Below are 15,946 nucleotides of genomic sequence, written 5' to 3' on the forward strand. Positions count from 1 at the left end.
GCGTGACGCGCCGCACAATGACTGTGGGTGGAGCAACTATAAAAGAATCGTCCGAGCCCTTGCAAAAAAATTAAATGGGGTCAGAGCACATTAAATTTCTCACCATCTCGGCGCACAATTTAATTGGGGACATATTATTTATGGGGCACAAATGCATCATGTTGGTGCGCTGTCGAAATCCTCTGTATCGCCCGGGCGTTCGCTCTCGGACTCGGTGGATTTCCGGGGGCGTCCTTTCGGCAGCGGATGAATGCGTCGCGTGGCATGACGCTCGAGCTGCGCCAGGAAAGCATCGTCGCCTAACGGCCAGCCACTGTGCGCATGTTTCTGCAACGTCGCCAGCGTTTTGCCAGACAGCCCTTCCAGCGCCAGCGCACGGTAATTGGACTGCCGCTCGAATGGCGTATTGCCAAGCTCCCAGTAAATAGAGTGATCACTCACAAGCGGGCTCGCCTCGATGCCGATGTGATGACGATAGCTGCTCCAGCGATCCGCCTCTAGTGTTGCTGTATCGCCCGCGCGCATGGCGTTGGACTCTACGTAGAGCATGGCCGGCAGCAGCCAGGCGCCTGGCTCGATCACGGCCGAACGGAAGCGCCCTTCCCAAAGGGTGCCGGTACGGCTGGCCGCTCGGTTGAAATGGCGCGCGTAGCGACGGCCGACGGCTTGCATCGTCAGGCTCAGCGAGTCAGCACCCTTGGGCGTGGCAACCAGGTGGATATGGTTCGGACGCAGAACGTAGGCGTGGACCGCGACGTCATGCTCGCGCGCGGCCATGCGCAGGCAGTCGAGGTAATGCAGATAGTCGTCCGGGCCCAGAAACACGGGCTGACGATTGTTGCCGCGTTGCAACACGAGGGCCGGCAGGCCGGCGGGAGAGAAGCGGGGAAGACGAGCCATCGAACATCCTGCTGAAACGATGGCGCAATGATACGCGGATCTGTCCCCGTTTATTGGTGGGCGCTAATTGCCCACCCGCTGCCTGCCTAGTTGCTCTCGCTGACGGCGAAAACCCGCCGGTGCTCGCGGATGGCGTACCGGTCAGTCATGCCCGCGATGTAATGCGCGATCAGGCGAGGCTGGTCCGCCCCGTGGCCTGCCTGATATTGCGGCGGCAACAGGCGGGAATCCTGCATAAAGGCCGTGAACAGGTCCGAGATGATCCGCTGGGCCTTGGCCGACATCCGCATCACCAGATAGTGGCGGTACAGGTGCCGGAACAGGAAGCGCTTGAGGGCTGCGGCTTCCTCGTGCACCTTGGGACTGAAGGACACCAGCGGGCCAGCCGCGCGCACCGCGTCGATAGATTTCGGATTGGCGGTGGCAATGTTGCGGCTCGTGGTCTCGATCAGGTCGACGATCAGCGTATTGATCATGCGCCGAACGGTCTCGTTGATTGCCCGGCGCCCATTGATCTCCGGGAACGCCTCGGCCACTTCGGCACGGTGGCGACCCCACATGGGCACCTCGTCGAGCTGCTCCAGGGTCAGCAACCCCGATCGCAGGCCATCGTCGATATCGTGATTGTTGTAGGCGATCTCATCCGCCAGGTTGGCCAGTTGGGCCTCGAGCGACGGCTGCGTGCCCTGCAGGAAGCGGCGTCCCAGCTCGCCGAGCCCCGCCGCGTTGACACGCGAGCAGTGCTTGAGAATCCCTTCGCGCGTCTCGAAGGTCAGGTTCAGGCCATTGAAGCCGCCGTAGCGCTCTTCCAGTTCGTCCACCACCAGCAGGCTTTGCAGGTTGTGCTCGAATCCGCCGTGGTTCTTCATACAGCCATTCAGCGCGTCCTGCCCGGCATGGCCGAACGGTGTGTGGCCGAGATCGTGGGCCAGCGAGATCGCCTCGACCAGATCCTCGTTGAGGCGCAGGTTGCGCGCGATCGACCGCGCGATCTGCGCGACTTCCAGGCTATGGGTCAGCCGCGTCCGAAACAGATCGCCCTCGTGATTCACGAAAACCTGGGTCTTGTACTCGAGCCGCCGGAACGCGGTACTGTGGATCACACGGTCGCGGTCGCGCTGAAACTCGCTGCGGGAGGACGAGGCCGGCTCCGCGTGCACCCGTCCGCGGGTCTGCGCGGAGTGGGCGGCGTACGGAGCAAGGTGGGCTTCAAGGTCGGTCGACAGGGCGGTCATGCGGCAATCCGTTATCCGTTACAGGGTCAGGGCTGCGAGGCATAACCGTTCGCTCAGGCGACCGGGGCCTCGGTGGGAGGTTTCAATATCGCGTGACGCAGCGTCTCGCGCAGGTCCGCGTCCGGCACGGTGGTGATGAAGGCAGAACCCAGCTTGCGCAGCAGGATGAACTTGATGCTGCCCGCTTCGGCCTTCTTGTCCACCTTCATCAACTCGATATAGCGATCGATACCCAGATCCGGCGCCACCACCGGCAGCATCGCCGCCTGCGTCAGCGTGCGAATGCGGGCGCGCGTCTCGACGTCGATAAAACCGAGCCGATGCGAGAGGTCCGCGGCCATCACCATGCCACAGCCCACGGCCTCGCCATGCAGCCATTCGCCATAGCCCATGCCAGCTTCGATCGCGTGACCAAACGTATGGCCGAAATTGAGAATCGCGCGCAAGCCGCCTTCGCGTTCGTCCTGGGCCACCACGGACGCCTTGATCTCGCAGGAGCGTCGCACCGCTTCGGCCATCAGGCCGGTGTCGCAGGCGTTCAGCCCGGCGATATGGTCCTCGATCCAAGCGAAGTAGTCGGCGTCGGCGATTGCCCCGTGCTTGATGACCTCGGCCATGCCCGCCGCCAGTTCGCGCGGGGGCAACGTGCGCAGCGTGTCAATGTCGGCGATCACCGCGTTGGGCTGGTGGAACGCGCCGATCATGTTCTTGCCGAGCGGATGATTGATGCCGGTCTTGCCGCCCACCGACGAATCGACTTGCGCCAGCAACGTGGTCGGCATCTGCACGAACGGCACGCCACGCATGTAGCATGCGGCGGCAAACCCGGTCATGTCTCCCACCACCCCGCCGCCCAGCGCGATCAGCGTGGTCTTGCGGTCGGCCCCTGCCTGGAGCAGCGCATCGAAAATCAGGTTCAGCGTTTCCCAGTGCTTGAAGCGCTCGCCGTCCGGCAGCACCACGGTGCGCACGGTCTTGCCAAGGCCGGCAAGCACAGCTTCGACGCGCGCCGCGTACAGCGGGCCCACGGTCTCGTTGGTGACAATGACGGCATGCTGGCCGCGTACATGCGGGGCCAGCAGGTCGGCGCGGTCCAGCAGGCCGCTGCCAATGTGGATCGGGTAACTACGCGTCCCGAGATCGACTTCAAGCGTGATCATGAATGGGTGTCCTGCGCCGGCGGCCCACCATCCTCGGCAGATTCGGGCACGATTTCCGCGGGCGGAAACACAAAGCCGGCCATTTCAAGTTGCATAAGAACCATATTAGCAAGCTGCGCCACGGTCGGCTTGCCGGTTTCGATAATGAAGTCCGCCACCTCGCGATAGAGCGGATCGCGCTCGGCATAGAGTGCCTCGAGGCGACCCTTCGGATCCTCCGTCTGCAGGAGCGGTCGGTTACGGTCATGCCGCGTGCGCAGCCACAGATCGTGCGGGCTGGCGCGCAGATAGACCACAGTGCCATTGGCCTTCAACGCCGCGCGGTTGACCTCGCGGAGCACCGCGCCGCCGCCTGTGGCCAGAACGATGCCACTGCGCCCGGTCAGCTCGGCAATCACCTGGGCCTCGCGATCGCGGAACCCCGCTTCGCCCTCATGCTCGAAAATTATCGGAATTCGTACGCCGCAGCGCGCCTCAAGTTCATGATCGGAATCGAAGAACGGATAGTTGAGACGACGGGCCACGGTGCGGCCGACGGTGGTCTTGCCGGCGCCCATCAGGCCAACAAAGAAGATATTCGGGCGATTGGCTGTCACTGGACTGAGGTCTTGCACGATAAGGCGGCGGGCACCCGCGTCAGGCCGGGAACCCGCAAGGGGCGTGATGCATACGCCATTGTGCATCATCCCGCCGCGCTGGTCCTGGCCGACCCTCAGAGCCGCCAACGTTGCCGCCAAATAGAAAAAGGCCGCGTCGTTTTGCGACGCGGCCTGCCAGTCTACTGCATCCGGGCCCCCTGCTGCACCCGGCCGGCGTTATTTGAGCGACACGTTATCGTTCAGGACACGCGGCGTCAGGAACACCAGCAGTTCGGTCCGGTTGTTGACCTTGGCGTTGTTCTTGAAGAAGTTGCCAAGCACCGGGAGGTCGCCCAGCCAAGGTACCTTGTTCACGGTATTGGACTCTTCCTGGCTATAGATACCGCCGATTACGACCGTGCCGCCGTTCTCCACCAGCACCTGCGTCTGCACGTGCTTGGTGTCGATGGCGAAGCCGTTGTCCGTTCGGATACCGACGCTGTCCTTGTTCACGTCGACGTCCAGCAGCACATTGCCTTCCGGCGTGATCTGCGGCGTGACTTCAAGCTTCAGGTTGGCCTTGCGGAACTGCACCGAGGTCGCGCCGCTTGAGGTGGCCGACTGGTACGGCAGTTCGGTACCCTGCTCGATCAGTGCCTTGATGTTGTTGGCCGTCACGACGCGCGGGCTCGAGATGATCTTGCCCTTGCCGTCGGCTTCCAGTGCGGACAGTTCCAGATCCAGGAATCGGCCCGCGGCGGCGTTGAAGATACTGAATGCCGCCGTAGCCGGGTTCACGCTGTTGATGGCTGCCGCCGGCAGGCTCAGTGCCGGGGTACCGTCGTTCGTGGCATTCGGCAGCGAGTTACCGTAGTTGCTGCTCAGCGAGCTGCCGGACTTCGGCAACGCAAAGCCGAGCTTCACACCGAGGTTCCGGCTGAAGGTATCGCTAGCCTCAACGATGCGTGCCTCGATGATCACCTGCCGAACCGGGATATCGATCTTCTGCAGGAAGATCTGCACTTCCTCCAGCTTGCTCGATACATCGGACACGAACAGCTGGTTCGTGCGGGGATCCGCCGTCAGCGAACCGCGTTTGGACAGCATCCGCGTCGCGCCCATCATGCCTGCTGCGCCACCAACCGGCACCGGCATCGCACCTGCCGCCCCGGCAGTGCCTGTAACCATGCCGAGCAGCATCTTGCGAACGTCGTCGGCACGCTGGTAGTTGAGCTGGAACACCTGGCTGCGGATCGGCTCGAGTTCGTTGATCTGCTGCATCGCCTCGAGTTCAAGCTTCTCCTTGGTCGCCAGTTCCGCCTTGGGCGCCACCCACAGCACATTGCCGTTGCGGCGCGAGGCCAGGCCCTTCGAATCCATCACAATCTGCAGCGCCTGGTCCCACGGCACATCCTTCAGGCGCAGCGTCAGGTTGCCCTGGACCGTGTCGCTCGTGATGATGTTCAGGTTCGTGAAGTCGGCGAACACCTGCAGCAGCGAGCGGATGTCGATGTTCTGGAAGTTCAGGGATAGCCGCTCGCCGCGGAAGCCTTGGCCCGCGATCAGCTTGTTCGGGTCATCCTTGACCTGCCGCACCTCCACCACGAACTGGTTGTCCGTCTGGTACGAGCTGTACTCCCAGTTGCCACGCGGCTCGATCGTCAGTTTCGCGCTGCCATTGGCATCGCTCGCGCGCATGCTCTGGATTGGCGTGCCGAAATCGGTCACATCGAAGCGGCGGCGCAGATCCGCCGGCACCGACGTGCCCATGAAGTCGACCACGAGGTTCTGGCCCTGCTGCGCGATGTTGATGCCTGAATCACGCGACGAGAGATCCACCACCACACGCCCGGCGCCATCGCCCCCGCGACGGAAATCGATGTTCCGAATCGACGGACGATTCGCTGCCATCGCCGATGTCGGCACCGTCGTCGCCGGCGCGAACGTCGGCACCGCGCCGGTCGCGGCCTGCTGGACGTTGTCCAGCATCACCACGAACTGGTTGCCACGCACCTCGGTGCGATATGTTGTCGACCGGCTCAGGTTCAGCACCACGCGTGTGCGGTCCCCAATCTGCATCACGTTGGCGCTCTTGAGCACCTTGCCGCCGTACTCGTACTGGGCGCGCCCCGCCGCGAAGCCCGTGTCGAAGAAGTCGATCGCGATCTTCGCCGGATTCTGCGTGGTGAAGTCCGCTGGTTTCTGCGCCAATGGTCCCTGCAGATCGACCGTAAATACGGTCTGCTCGCCAAGCACGTTGGCTTCCATCTGCTTGACCTGGTTGTTCTGCGCCAGCGCCGCCGAAGAGGCGAGCACCAGCACCATCGTTGCCGCGCCCGCGAGCGCCTTGACCCATCGTGCCGTGATCATGCCGATGCCTCCAGCTTCAGGCTGGTCATTTTCTCTTTCCACTCTGAGACCCCTTCCCGGACCAATTCGCGCAGCACGATCTCCTGATCGGTGATGCGGACCACCCGGCCATAGTTCTGGCCGAGATACTGACCCACCTTTACGTGATGGATCTTGTTATCTACGCGTACGACACCGTAGGTCTCGCCGTTCTTCTTCAGCATCCCGAGCATCTTGAAGTTCTCCAACGGATAGTCTTCAAGGGGCTCGTGCCGCCGTCCGGCCTCCGGCGACTCCGACATCGCCTTGTTCAACTCACCGATCTTCGTCTGCGCGAAGGGCTCGGGAGATTTGGTGCCTGCATACTGGCGCGGCTCGTAGGGCTTGACCTCGGGCAAGGGTTCGGGCGGCGGCACCTTTGCCGCGCGCGTCTGCGCCATCCATTGCTGGAGGTGTTCATCCTCGCCTGCACCGCAGCCGGCCAGGGCGACAACGGCCAATGCCGCAACCGCCACTGCGCGCAGTGCCATGGGAGGGCGTCGGGTCAGGCGGCTCACTTGGCACCTCCCTTGGCCTTCTTCGCGGCGTCCGCGGCTGCCTTGCGCTGCGCGGCCTGCTCGTCGGGATCCAATGCACGGTAGGCCATGGCGACGGCTTCCATTGATAGCGTGCCGTCCTTGCTCACCGACATGTTCAGGTTCCCCATCGAAACAATCCGCGAGAGTGCCGCCACGTCGGCGTTAAAGAGCGCGACATCGTGGTAGCGGCCCGTCACTTTCAGGTTGACCGGGATTTCGGCGTAGTACGCCTTGATCGTGGCTGGCTGAGGCTTGAACAGTTCGAACTGCAGTCCGCGCGCCACGCCTGCGTGGTTTACATCGGCCAGCAGCGCATCCATCTCGGTGCTGTTCGGCAGTTGGTGCTCGGCAAGCGCCACGCGCTTTTCAACCTCGGCCTTCTGCGCGACCAGCGCGTCGAGGTTCGCAACCTGCGCCACCTTGGTCTGGAACTGCTGCTTCAGCGTTTCCTGCTCGGCCCGCTTGCGGTCCAACTCGTCGCTCTTGTCGCTCCAGTAGAACTGCCAGCCGAGCGCCAGCACGATGGCGGCGGCAAGCGCGGAGAAGGCCACGCGCGGCGCCGTCGGCCAGGTCTCCGGCTCGTTCAGGTTCAGGCCACGGAACTGCGCGGTCAGGTCCTGCAGGGAGATTTCGGTATTGAGCGCCATGATCAGACCTTTCGACCAGCGGGCGTGCCCGCGGCGTCGGAGGCGCCCTTTTTCTTGTCGCCCGGGACTTCCGGCGCGCGATAGGAAAAGCGCATCGAGAATTCGAACAACCGGCGCTGTTCGCGCAGGTTGTTGGTCATGTTGATGGCCTTGGACTCCACCAGATCCGCCTGGTCGAGCCAGGTCACCTGGCTGATGTTGCGCAACAGCTCGGACACCCGCTCGTTGGACTGCGCCACGCCAGACATCACGAACTTGTCACCGGTCTGCTTGAGGCTGGACAGGTAGACGCCTTCCGGCACCTGACGCACAAGTTCCTCGAGCAGTTGCACGGGCAGGTTTCGCTGCGCCTGCAGGCTCTCGATCGCGCGTTGGCGATCCAGCAGTGCCTCGATGTCCTTCTTCAGCGAGTTGACCCTGCTGATCGTCGCATCCATGCTGGCGTTTTCCGTCTTCAGCACCTGATTGCGTGCCGCGACGGCATCGATCTGCGAGTCGATATAGAAGCCGCCGATCAGAACCACGAGCGCCCCCGCGCCCGCTGCTCCGCCCAGCATCGTGTAGACCTTCTTCCGCCGGGCCGCCTTGCGCGCCTCGTGATACGGCAGCAGGTTGACCGACGGAATGGAATTCGTCGTCGTGGACATGCTTGCCCCCCGGTGGGTTATTGCAAACCGCGCAGCGCCAGTCCCGCACTGACGATGTACGCAGGCAGGTCACGCTGGAGATAGCGCTCGTTGACCTTGCCTGCGGTCATCATGTTTGCGAAAGGATTGGCCAGCGTCGTCGTGATCTGTGTCTGTTGCTGGATAGCCGCCTGCACGCCGAGCAGGGACGCATGTCCGCCCGAAAGCAGGATCTCGTCCACACGGCCAAGGCTGGAACTGGCGATGAAGTTGCCGATGGCGCCCTGCACTTCCATGGCCAGCGCCTCGAGCGACGGCTTGAGCAGTTGCGCGCGCCACGACTCCGGCAGCGTGTTCTTGCGCTTCTTGATTTCGGCCTTGAGCGCATCGAGCGTGAACATGCGCGCGGCGCTCTGGGTGAGCTGATCGCCGTAGCTGTTCAGTGGCTGCTCGTACAGTTCCTTCCAGCCCTGGTAGAAGATCGCCTTGGAGCGGCTACCGCCAAGATGGACGACCGCCACAACCGGGAGGTCCTTGGCATCGGCTTCCGAGAGACCTTCTGGCACGCCGAGCATCTGCACGATCGAGCGTTGAACGGCGTACTCTTCGACGTCCATCACCTGAGGCTTCAGGCCAGCCATCTCGGCGGCCGTCACGCGCTCCTGCACGCGATCGCTATTGGCGGCCGTGACACGCACGCCGATGCCGCCTTCGGTTTCGCTGGGACCAATCACCGCAAAGTCGAAGTTGACCGCCTGCGAAGGCGGATAGAGGCGGTGCGCCTCGGATTCGACCTGGGAATAGAGTTCGTCTTCCGAGAGATTGTCCGGAAGACTGACCGTCTGGGACTCCGTCAGCATGGACGGCACGCCGAGCACGACTTCCTTCGTGCGGATGCCAGCCTTGCCGAGCGCGCGCTTCAGCGCGATACCCACGGCCTCGATGTTGACCACGTTGCCATCGGCAACGGCGTTGCGATCCAGCAATTCGCTGGCGCATTTTTCCAGCCTGAAGTCGTTTCTGCCTGCCCCGACGGACAGCTCCACGACCTTGACGCTAGACGACCCAATATCTACGCCGACCGTAGTCCGGCGTAGAAGACCCGACAAGATGCCCCGTCGCAAGGTGACCCCCTGACATTTGAACTCGCCCACGGCATGTCTGCTCTAACGGTGCGAGCCAGTTTCTTTGGATGAAACGTTTTGCTCTTTTATGGTCGACGATTCTTACAAAATCCAAGGGCGCTGGCAATGTGCCGGTTTAACCACGCTTTCTTTTTCAGATCGACCCTGCCAAAGCGTTGCCAAAATCCGACGCTCAACAACAACTTCGTTGCATAGCGTTGCCCCGCGCCAATTCTGCGATCCTTGCCCGTATTCCTGGCGACACACTCGACACCACCGCTCCCGTTTCCGGCCCGCCGCGCGCGTTCCATGGCAATCGCCTGCAAGGCAGGACACGCAAGCTCCCAGGCCATTACATCTTGTAACAGCGCGATAGCGCCTTTCGCGCCACAGGAACGCCGGGCCGCCGGAGGGGCGGCGATATAATCCGGGCACTCTGATTAGGTAAACCCTTATGGCCACAGCACAACAGAAGCCGTCCCTTCCCGTCCGCCGCCCATTGTGGGCACGGATCATGATCTGGGTGATCGGACTGCTTATCGCCGGCATGGCAGCGGTAGCGCTGCTGGTTGGCTATGCGTTGGTTGTGGCGGCGCCGAACCTGCCGTCGCTGGACACGATCACCGACTACCGCCCCAAGATCCCCCTTCGGATCTATACGGCCGACAACGTGCTGATCGGCGAGTTCGGCGAGGAACGTCGCAACTTCGTGCCGATCACCGAAATCCCCGATGTCATGAAGAAGGCCGTGCTCGCGATCGAGGACGACCGGTTCTACGAGCACGGCGGCGTGGACTTCGTCGGCGTGATGCGCGCCGGCCTGGCCAACCTGCGCGGGGGTCTGTCGCAAGGTGCCTCGACGATCACGATGCAGGTGGCGCGCAACTTCTTCCTTTCGAGCGAGAAGACCTACACGCGCAAGATTTATGAAATGCTGCTCGCGTACAAGATCGAGGCGAATCTGAGCAAGGATCAGATCCTCGAGCTCTACATGAACCAGATCTATCTGGGGCAGCGCGCCTACGGCTTCGCCAGCGCGGCGCGCGTGTACTTCGGCAAGTCGATCAAGGACGTGACGCCGGCCGAGGCCGCCATGCTGGCCGGCCTGCCCAAGGCGCCGTCGGCCTACAACCCGGTGGTCAACCCACGCCGCGCGAAGGTGCGCCAGGAGTACATCCTGCAGCGCATGCGCGACCTGCACTACATCACGCCGGAACAGTACGACCAAGCCGTGCGCGAACCACTGAACGTGCGTAGTGAAGGCAACGAATTCTCGACCCACGCCGAGTACGTGGCGGAAATCGTGCGCCAGCTGATGTACGCGCAGTACCGCGAGGAAACCTATACCCGCGGCCTGACGGTCTACACCACGCTGACCAAGCCCGATCAGGATGCCGCCTACGAGTCCGTGCGCAGCGGCATCATGAACTACGAGCGCAAGCACGGCTATCGCGGCCCCGAAGCGTTCATCGACCTGCCGTCCGATCCGACCGAACGTGAACAGGCCATCGACGATGCGCTGGTCGAGCATCCGGGCAGCGACGACCTGCGCTCCGCCGTGGTCACGAGCGTCACGCCGAAACAGGTTCGCGCGACTCTGCTCTCGGGCGAGGTGGCAACGATCGAAGGCACGGCGCTGCGCTTCATCGCGCCGTCGCTGGCGGCCAGCGCGCAGCCCAAAGTGAAGATCCGCCCGGGCGCGATCATCCGCGTGACGCAGGACCCGAAGGACAACTCGTGGACGGTGACACAATTGCCGGAAGTCGCCGCCGCGTTCATCTCGATCAACCCCGAGGACGGTGCGATCCGCTCGATGGTGGGTGGCTTCGACTACAACCGGAACAAGTTCAACCATGTGACGCAAGCCTGGCGTCAGCCCGGATCGAGTTTCAAGCCGTTCATCTACACGGCTGCGCTCGAAAAGGGCTTCTCGCCGGCCACGGTGATCAATGACGCACCGCTGACGATCGGACCGGATACGGGTGGCCAGGTCTGGGAACCCAAGAACTACGACGGCAAGTTCGAAGGTCCGATGACGATGCGCCGCGCACTGGCCAAGTCGAAGAACCTGGTGTCGGTGCGTATCCTGCGCGCGATCGGCACGCAGTACGCCCAGGACTACATCACGCGCTTCGGCTTCGAGGCCGACAAGCATCCGGCCTACCTGCCGATGGCGCTTGGCGCGGGTAGCGTGACACCGCTGCAGATGGCGGGCGCCTACTCGGTGTTCGCCAATGGCGGCTATCGCATTAACCCGTTCCTGATCCAGCGGGTCGAGGATTCGCGCGGCAAGATCGTCTCGGAGACTCATCCTCAGAAGGCTGGCGGCGATGCCGTGCGGGTGCTCGACGCACGCACCGCGTTCATCGCCGACAGCATGCTGCGCGAGGTCGTGCGTAGCGGCACGGCGAACCCGGCCAAGCAGCGCCTGGGCCGTAACGACATGGCCGGCAAGACCGGTACCACCAACGATGCGGTCGATGCGTGGTTCGCCGGCTACACGCCGAAGCTGGTGGCGATTGCCTGGATGGGCTACGACCAGCCCAAGAGCCTCGGTGTGCGCGAAACCGGTGGCGGACTGGCACTGCCGATCTGGGTCGGCTACATGAGCAAGGCGCTCAAGGGTGTGCCGGAAAGCCCGGATCGCCAGCCGCCTGAAGGTGTGGTCATGGTAGCGGGAGACTGGACGCTCGAGGAAAACGCCGGCGGCGCAGGCGTGGCATCTGTGGGCCTGGGCGACCCATGGCCTGGCAAGCCGGACGAAAGCTCGCGCCCGCCACAGGACACCGAGGCGGAAAAGAAGAAGATCCTGGAAATGTTCGGCGGAGCCTGACCGGCACCGCCTCCAACGAAAAACCGGCCCTCGCGGCCGGTTTTTTCGTTTCGGCGTGGCGTGCCAGAACGCTTACTTCAGCGTCAAGGTGACCCCTGCCTGCTGGCTCATGTACCCGGACAGCGCGGCATACAGTTCGCCACCGCCCCGCGTATCGACCCATTTGCTGCCATCGTTACGGAAATGGAAGCCACCGGCCTTGGCTGCCACCCACAGTTCCTGCATGGGCGCCTGGCTGTTGACGATGATCTTGGAGCCGTCCTCGAACTCGAGTTCCATCACGTTGCCGGTCCGATTGATTTCCACGTCGGCGTCTGCCGCATCGGCGGCGGCTTCGATCGCCGCTTCCAGCTGGTCCAGTGCCTTGCTGGCCAGCGCCAGGAACTCGCTTTCACTGAGGGGGGGCATGCTACACTCCAAGGCCGCCGGCGCCCCGTTCGGAATGGGCACTCGGGCCGGCATCAATTGATGGAAAAGTCGGGAAACCTTGCGCTTCCCGCAGCCATCCGAGAACCCATCCAGACAATGAAGGACTTCCCGATGCTGCGTCGTGCTGCGATTGTATCGGCGTTTGCCGCCACACTCGCGATGCCCCTGGCCGGATGTGGCATTCGCGGCCCGCTGTACATGCCGACCGTGCCGCCCGCTCCGACGGCGCCAACCGTGGCCGATCCCGGACTGGGCAAACCTGATGCGCCCGGAGCCGTCGAGCCCGCGCGCCCCATGTCGGAGCCGTCGACCGCCTCGCCCGTGCCCGTGGAACCGGCTCGTGACAGTTCCGCCCCCTCAGCACGTTGAGTGCCGTTTGAATATGACCGATTTCTTTTCGCGCCGCGATGGCATTCTCGCCGTCGAGCAAGTCCCGCTGACCCGCATTGCCGACCAGTTCGGCTCGCCGACCTTTGTCTACTCGCGGGCCGCGCTGACGGCCGCGTACAACGCCTACGCGGCCGCGTGCAAGGGCCGCAACGCCCACGTGCAATATGCGGTGAAGGCCAATTCGAACCTGGCCGTACTGCAGGTCTTCGCGCAACTCGGCGCGGGATTCGACATCGTTTCCGGTGGTGAGCTGCTGCGCGTGATCGCGGCTGGCGGCGACCCGCGCAAGGTGGTGTTCTCTGGTGTCGCGAAGAACGTCGCCGACATGGAGTTGGCGCTGAGCCACGACGTGCGCGGCTTCAACGTCGAGTCGATTCCCGAACTGGACCGCCTGAACGCTGTCGCCGGCCGTCTTGGCAAGCGCGCGCGCGTATCGCTGCGCATCAACCCGGATGTGGATGCCAAGACGCATCCGTACATCTCGACGGGCCTCAAGGCCAACAAGTTCGGCGTCGCCTTCGAGGACGTGCTGCCGACCTATCGTGCCGCCGCAGCGCTGCCGAATATTGAGGTCACCGGCATCGACTGCCATATTGGCTCGCAGATCACCGAGGTGGCGCCTTATCTGGAGGCGCTCGACAAGGTGCTCGACGTGGTCGAGGCGCTCGAGGCCGAAGGCATCAAGCTGGAACATATCGATGTGGGCGGTGGCCTGGGCATCACCTACAACGATGAAACCCCGCCGGACATCACGAAGTTCGCCACCACGCTGATCGACCGTGTGGCCGCGCGCGGCCACGGGCACCGCGAGGTCCTGTTCGAACCGGGCCGTTCGCTGGTCGGCAACGCCGGCGTGTTGTTGACCCGTGTGGAATTCCTGAAGCCAGGCGCGGCCAAGAACTTCTGCATCGTCGACGCGGCAATGAACGATCTGGCGCGTCCCGCGATGTATGAGGCATTCCACCGCATCGAACCGGTCGCCCCTCGCAACGACGCGGGGGTGATGTACGACGTAGTGGGTCCGGTCTGCGAGTCCGGCGACTGGCTCGGCCGCGACCGCACGCTGGCCGTTCAGGCCGGCGACCTGCTGGCGGTGATGTCGGCCGGCGCCTATGGTTTCGTGATGAGCTCGAACTACAACACGCGCGGCCGCGCGGCCGAGGTGATGGTCGACGGCGATACCGTGCATCTGGTGCGCGAGCGCGAGTTGCCGGCGGACCTGTTCCGCAACGAGCGACTGCTGAAGGTCTGACCTGAGGCCAAAGGCTTGAGGCTTTAGGCCTGATGCCTGACAGGCTCTCGGCCAAAGCAAAAAGGGCGACGTTCTACGTCGCCCTTTTCTTCTTTATGGCACTGCCCGCCGCCTTTGCTGCCACCACCACACGCGTAGCGCCAGCAGCACGAACACCACTACGGCATAGATCGAGACCTCCTGGAAATCGTTCTTGCCGGCCTTGTGCCACCAGTAGTGCAGGATCGCCAGTACCGCAATCGCGTAGATTGCCCGGTGCAGCAATTGCCAGCGCCTGCCGCCAAGCCAGCGCACCATCGCATTGGCCGATGTGGCGGCCAACGGGACCATCAGCACGAATGCCGCAAACCCCACCGTGATAAATGGCCGCTTGCCAATGTCCTTGATCATGTAGGCTACGTCGAAGCCGCGATCCACCGCGAGCCACAGCATGAAGTGCTGCACGCCGTAAAAAAACGTGAACAGGCCAAACATGCGGCGCGACCGGATCAGCCAGTGCCAGCCGGTGATCCGGCGCAGCGGCGTTACCGCGAGCGTGACGCACAGCATGACTAGCGTCCAGGTGCCCGTCGATCGTGTGACGAACTCGAGTGGATTCGCCCCGAACTGCGACGTGGCACCGAGGTACATCAATCGCGCGAACGGCAGGAGCGCCAGAAGCCAGGCACAGACCTTCACCGCGCGCACGCGTGATGGCGCGAGCAACGCCACTCCACCGTGGCGCGGCGAAGCCTGCGCGGCCGACGCCGGCAGATCGCGCTCGGCCATCAGAAATTCTTCCTCAGGTCCATACCCTGATAGAGCGACGCCACCTGCGCACCGTAGCCGTTGAACATCAAGGTCTTGCGCTTCGGCGCGAACAGGGCCGAGAAGCCGCCTCCCCCCTTGTCTTCGCCGATACGCCGTTCCGTGGCCTGGCTCCAGCGCGGATGGTCCACGTCAGGGTTCACGTTCGAGTAGAAGCCGTACTCGTTCGCCGCGGCGATGTTCCAGCTCGTCGGCGGCTGCTTGTCGACAAAGCGGATCTTCACAATCGACTTGGCACTCTTGAAGCCATACTTCCAGGGCACCACCATGCGCACCGGCGCGCCGTTCTGGTTCGGCAACACCTCGCCGTAGAGTCCGAATGTGAGAAGTGCCAACGGATGCATGGCCTCGTCCATGCGCAAGCCCTCGCTGTAGGGCCATTCCAGCACCCCGCTGCTGATACCGGGCATCTGCTTCTTGTCGGCCAGCGTGATGAACTGGACGAACTTCGCGCCCGGCTGCGGCTCGACACGCCGGATTAGCTCCGCAAGCGGATAGCCAATCCACGGGATCACCATCGACCAACCTTCGACACAGCGGAGCCGATACACCCGCTCCTCAAGCGGCGCAAGCTTCAGGAGTTCGTCGAGGTCGTAAACCTTGGGCTGCTTGACCAGCCCCTCCACCGCGACTTGCCACGGACGCGGCCGCAGCGTTGCGGCGTATCGCGCCGGGTCGGACTTATCGGTGCCGAACTCGTAAAAGTTGTTGTAGGTCGTGACGTCCTCATACGACGTGCGTTTTTCCGTCACCGCGTAGGCATTGTTCAGCGTGGCCGTCAGCTTGGGGAGCTTGCCTGGCGAGCCCTGCGCGAACGCCTCCCGCGCAAACCAAGGCGTTGCCAGGCCCCCGGCCGTACCCGCTGCCGCCATGGCCAGCAGGCGCCGTCGCGCCGTGAATACGTGCTGCGGGGTAATCTCGGTGGCAGCGATGTCATCGCCGCGCAGCCATTTCGGAGAGGGAATCAGCATGGTTCGTACGAAGCCTGATGGAGCCTGGGGAGTTTGACAGGGAAGACTGCTGAAAGGTGCGGCAGTG

At 63.4% G+C, this 15,946-nt stretch carries 15 protein-coding genes; 3 read left to right on the forward strand and 12 right to left on the reverse strand.

Annotated elements, in window-relative coordinates:
• Window positions 1-156: 156 nt before the first annotated feature.
• The 9 genes from RMET_RS16370 to pilM all read right to left on the reverse strand — a co-directional run bounded on the left by RMET_RS16370 (window position 157) and on the right by pilM (window position 9,182).
• Window positions 157-900: a transposase gene (locus RMET_RS16370; RefSeq protein WP_011517736.1), complete on the reverse strand. Its 744-nt coding sequence runs from the start codon at window positions 898-900 to the stop codon at window positions 157-159.
• An 86-nt stretch (window positions 901-986) separates the two neighbouring features.
• Window positions 987-2,135, reverse strand: a complete 1,149-nt coding sequence (locus RMET_RS16375; protein WP_011517737.1) for a deoxyguanosinetriphosphate triphosphohydrolase — start codon at window positions 2,133-2,135, stop codon at window positions 987-989.
• Window positions 2,136-2,188: 53 nt separating this feature from the next.
• Entirely contained in the window at window positions 2,189-3,295 is a 1,107-nt protein-coding gene (aroB, locus tag RMET_RS16380; RefSeq protein WP_011517738.1) for a 3-dehydroquinate synthase, read from the reverse strand.
• Entirely contained in the window at window positions 3,292-3,891 is a 600-nt protein-coding gene (locus RMET_RS16385) for a shikimate kinase (RefSeq protein WP_035821309.1), read from the reverse strand. Before RMET_RS16385 ends, aroB begins: the two co-directional genes overlap by 4 nt.
• 219 nt (window positions 3,892-4,110) lie before the next feature.
• On the reverse strand, window positions 4,111-6,243 hold the full coding sequence (gene pilQ / locus RMET_RS16390) for a type IV pilus secretin PilQ (protein ID WP_011517740.1): 2,133 nt from the start codon (window positions 6,241-6,243) through the stop codon (window positions 4,111-4,113).
• Window positions 6,240-6,752, reverse strand: a complete 513-nt coding sequence (locus RMET_RS16395; RefSeq protein ID WP_008643012.1) for a pilus assembly protein PilP — start codon at window positions 6,750-6,752, stop codon at window positions 6,240-6,242. Before RMET_RS16395 ends, pilQ begins: the two co-directional genes overlap by 4 nt.
• 23 nt (window positions 6,753-6,775) lie before the next feature.
• The gene (locus tag RMET_RS16400) at window positions 6,776-7,447 is read right to left on the reverse strand and encodes a type IV pilus inner membrane component PilO (protein WP_011517742.1); all 672 of its coding nucleotides are present in this window, start codon (window positions 7,445-7,447) and stop codon (window positions 6,776-6,778) included.
• 2 nt (window positions 7,448-7,449) lie between these two features.
• Window positions 7,450-8,094, reverse strand: coding sequence for a PilN domain-containing protein (locus RMET_RS16405; protein WP_011517743.1), 645 nt, complete (start codon window positions 8,092-8,094; stop codon window positions 7,450-7,452).
• 17 nt (window positions 8,095-8,111) lie between these two features.
• A complete protein-coding gene (gene pilM / locus RMET_RS16410) occupies window positions 8,112-9,182 on the reverse strand; it encodes a type IV pilus assembly protein PilM (protein WP_029308627.1) in 1,071 nt (356 codons plus the stop codon).
• Window positions 9,183-9,651: 469 nt separating this feature from the next.
• On the opposite strand from pilM, the gene RMET_RS16415 reads away from it, so the two are divergent.
• Complete coding sequence (locus tag RMET_RS16415) at window positions 9,652-12,030, forward strand: penicillin-binding protein 1A (RefSeq protein ID WP_011517747.1); 2,379 nt, start codon at window positions 9,652-9,654, stop codon at window positions 12,028-12,030.
• A gap of 72 nt (window positions 12,031-12,102) precedes the next feature.
• Here RMET_RS16415 and cyaY read toward each other — a convergent pair whose 3' ends face one another.
• Window positions 12,103-12,438, reverse strand: coding sequence for an iron donor protein CyaY (cyaY, locus tag RMET_RS16420; RefSeq protein ID WP_011517748.1), 336 nt, complete (start codon window positions 12,436-12,438; stop codon window positions 12,103-12,105).
• A 132-nt stretch (window positions 12,439-12,570) separates the two neighbouring features.
• Here cyaY and lptM point away from each other — a divergent pair, with 132 nt between their 5' ends.
• Both lptM and lysA read left to right on the forward strand, forming a co-directional pair.
• The gene (gene lptM / locus RMET_RS16425; RefSeq protein WP_011517749.1) at window positions 12,571-12,828 is read left to right on the forward strand and encodes an LPS translocon maturation chaperone LptM; all 258 of its coding nucleotides are present in this window, start codon (window positions 12,571-12,573) and stop codon (window positions 12,826-12,828) included.
• Between the two features lie 13 nt (window positions 12,829-12,841).
• Window positions 12,842-14,101 carry a diaminopimelate decarboxylase gene (lysA, locus tag RMET_RS16430; protein WP_011517750.1) on the forward strand — a complete coding sequence of 420 codons (1,260 nt, stop codon included), beginning with the start codon at window positions 12,842-12,844 and terminating at the stop codon, window positions 14,099-14,101.
• A 93-nt stretch (window positions 14,102-14,194) separates the two neighbouring features.
• Here lysA and msrQ read toward each other — a convergent pair whose 3' ends face one another.
• Both msrQ and msrP read right to left on the reverse strand, forming a co-directional pair.
• Window positions 14,195-14,869, reverse strand: coding sequence for a protein-methionine-sulfoxide reductase heme-binding subunit MsrQ (gene msrQ / locus RMET_RS16435; RefSeq protein ID WP_011517751.1), 675 nt, complete (start codon window positions 14,867-14,869; stop codon window positions 14,195-14,197).
• Window positions 14,869-15,879, reverse strand: a complete 1,011-nt coding sequence (msrP, locus tag RMET_RS16440; protein ID WP_011517752.1) for a protein-methionine-sulfoxide reductase catalytic subunit MsrP — start codon at window positions 15,877-15,879, stop codon at window positions 14,869-14,871. Before msrP ends, msrQ begins: the two co-directional genes overlap by 1 nt.
• Between the last annotated feature and the right edge of the window lie 67 nt (window positions 15,880-15,946).

Origin of the sequence: Cupriavidus metallidurans CH34 (genome assembly GCF_000196015.1) — a bacterium.
In the GTDB taxonomy this organism is placed as follows: domain Bacteria; phylum Pseudomonadota; class Gammaproteobacteria; order Burkholderiales; family Burkholderiaceae; genus Cupriavidus; species Cupriavidus metallidurans.